At 67.6% G+C, this 2,109-nt stretch carries 3 protein-coding genes; all 3 read left to right on the top strand.

Features of this window, described 5'->3' with window-relative positions; translation table 11 throughout:
* Positions 1 to 891, top strand: an 891-nt coding sequence (locus tag J7E68_RS17865) for an ABC transporter permease (RefSeq protein WP_215174872.1), incomplete at its 5' end; no start/stop codon positions are given.
* Complete coding sequence (locus tag J7E68_RS17860; protein WP_215174871.1) at positions 888 to 1,886, top strand: ABC transporter permease; 999 nt, start codon at positions 888 to 890, stop codon at positions 1,884 to 1,886. The genes J7E68_RS17865 and J7E68_RS17860, both read left to right, overlap by 4 nt.
* Positions 1,883 to 2,109, top strand: a 227-nt coding sequence (locus tag J7E68_RS17855) for an ATP-binding cassette domain-containing protein (protein ID WP_396652522.1), incomplete at its 3' end; no start/stop codon positions are given. The genes J7E68_RS17860 and J7E68_RS17855, both read left to right, overlap by 4 nt.

Genomic DNA, 2,109 nt, shown 5'->3' with positions numbered 1-2,109 from the left:
GCCTCTGGCCGGCGGCTGCTCCGCGCGTTCCTGACCGACTGGGGAGCCATGCTCTCCAGCGCCTACATCCTGCTCATCATCCTGATGGCGATCTTCGCCCCGCTGCTGACGATGCTGAGCGGGTGGGGTCCGTACGCGTTCGACCAGTCGGCCATCGACCCGAACCTCGGGGCGATCCCGATCGGACCCTTCGGCGGCATCAGCGCCGAGCACTGGTTCGGTGTCGAGCCCGGCAGCGGTCGCGACATCTTCGCCCGCATCGCCTACGGCGCCCGGGTCTCGATGACCGTCGCCCTCTCGGCCACGCTGCTCACCACGGTGATCGGCGTCGTGATGGGCCTGCTCGCCGGCTACTTCGGCGGACTCATCGACCTCGTCATCTCGCGCGTCATGGAGTTCCTGATGGCGTTCCCCGCCCTCATCTTCATGATCGCGATCCTCTCGGCGCTCCCCGCCGACAACCGCGTCTTCCTGCTCGTCGTCGTCATCTCGCTGTTCGGGTGGCCGTACCTCGCCCGCATCGTGCGCTCGCAGACCCTCTCTCTCAAGGAGCGCGAGTTCGTCGAGGCCGCGAAGGCGTCGGGGGCATCGAGCGGCCGGATCATCTTCCGCGAGATCCTGCCCAACCTGCAGTCGACCATCATCGTCATGGCGACCCTCGCGGTTCCCGGCTACATCGGCACCGAGGCGGGGCTGTCGTTCCTCGGCGTCGGCGTCGTTCCCCCGACTCCCAGCTGGGGCCAGATGATCGCCGCCGCGACCCCGTGGTACGCCGTCGATCCGATGTACTTCGTGATCCCCGGTGCGTTCCTCTTCCTGCTGGTGCTCTCGTTCACGACGCTGGGCGACCGCATCCGCACCATCGCCACCAGTGGGGAGGCCCGCTCATGATCCGCATCGTCGGCTCACGCCTGCTCGGCATGATCGTCGTGCTGTTCCTGGTGACCCTGTTCACCTACGCGATCTTCTTCCTGCTCTCGGCAGACCCCGCCGTGCAGATCTGCGGCAAGAACTGCACCCCCGAGCGCATCGAGCAGATCCGGTTGAACCTCGGACTCGACCAGCCGTTCTGGACCCAGTTCTGGGGCTACGTCGGCGGTCTGTTCACCGGTCGCACCTTCATGGTCGCCGGTGCGGCCGTCGAGTGCGCGGCCCCGTGCCTGGGCTACTCGTTCCAGACCAGCCAGCTCGTGGGTGACATGATCGTGCAGCGACTGCCCATCACCGCGACGATCGCGATCGGTGCGGCCGTGCTCTGGCTGCTCGGCGGCGTGGTCGCCGGTGTGCTCAGCGCGGTGAAGGAAGGCAAGTTCCTCGACCGCTTCTTCGCCGGCCTCACGCTCGGCTCGATGTCGATCCCGAACTACGTGCTCGCCCTCGCCCTGCAGTTCATCTTCGTGGTGGCGCTCGGCTGGCTGCCGTTCCCGCAGGCGGTGAAGTTCTCGGATGACCCCGGCCAGTGGTTCCTCAACTTCATCCTGCCGTGGGTCGTGCTCGCGGTCGGCTACGCCGCGGTCTACACACGCCTGACGCGTGCCAACGTGATCGACACCCTGCAGGAGAACTTCGTGCGCACCGCGCGGGCGAAGGGTCTGCAGCAGGGGCTCGTCTGGCGTCGCCACGCGCTGCGCCCGGCACTGACCCCGATCGTCACGATCTTCGGGATGGATGTCGCGGGCCTGCTCGGCGGCGCCGTGATCACCGAGACCGTGTTCGGCCTCAACGGCGTCGGCAAGCTCACCGCCGACTCGATCACCGCCAACGACCAGCCGGTCATCATGGCCGTCACGCTGCTGTCGGCGTTCTTCGTGATCATCGGCAACATGGTGGTCGACCTGCTGTACACCGCCATCGATCCGCGCGTCAGAACGGGGGCAACCGCATGAGCGACATCGAGAACACCTCGCCCGAGAGCGGCCAGGGCAGCGGCCCGCTGCTGTCGGTGCAAGACCTCACCGTCTCGTTCCGCACCGCGCAGGGCCCGACCAGCGTCGTGAAGAACCTCGAGTTCGACGTGCCGCGGGGCGGCGCGCTCGGCATCGTCGGCGAGTCGGGATCGGGCAAGTCGATGCCGAGCCTCGCGATCATGGGTCGGCTGCCCAAGGGCGG

It is taken from the genome of Microbacterium sp. ISL-103 (assembly GCF_018613995.1).
Taxonomy (GTDB): domain Bacteria; phylum Actinomycetota; class Actinomycetes; order Actinomycetales; family Microbacteriaceae; genus Microbacterium.
The sequence above is the reverse complement of the archived record's forward strand: the minus strand, read 5'-3'. Positions and strand labels throughout refer to the sequence as shown.

Bases quoted from the DNA above. Each gene is read 5' to 3' on its own strand.
- J7E68_RS17860 (WP_215174871.1), top strand. From the start codon at position 888: ATGATCCGCATCGTCGGCTCACGCCTGCTCGGCATGATCGTCGTGCTG.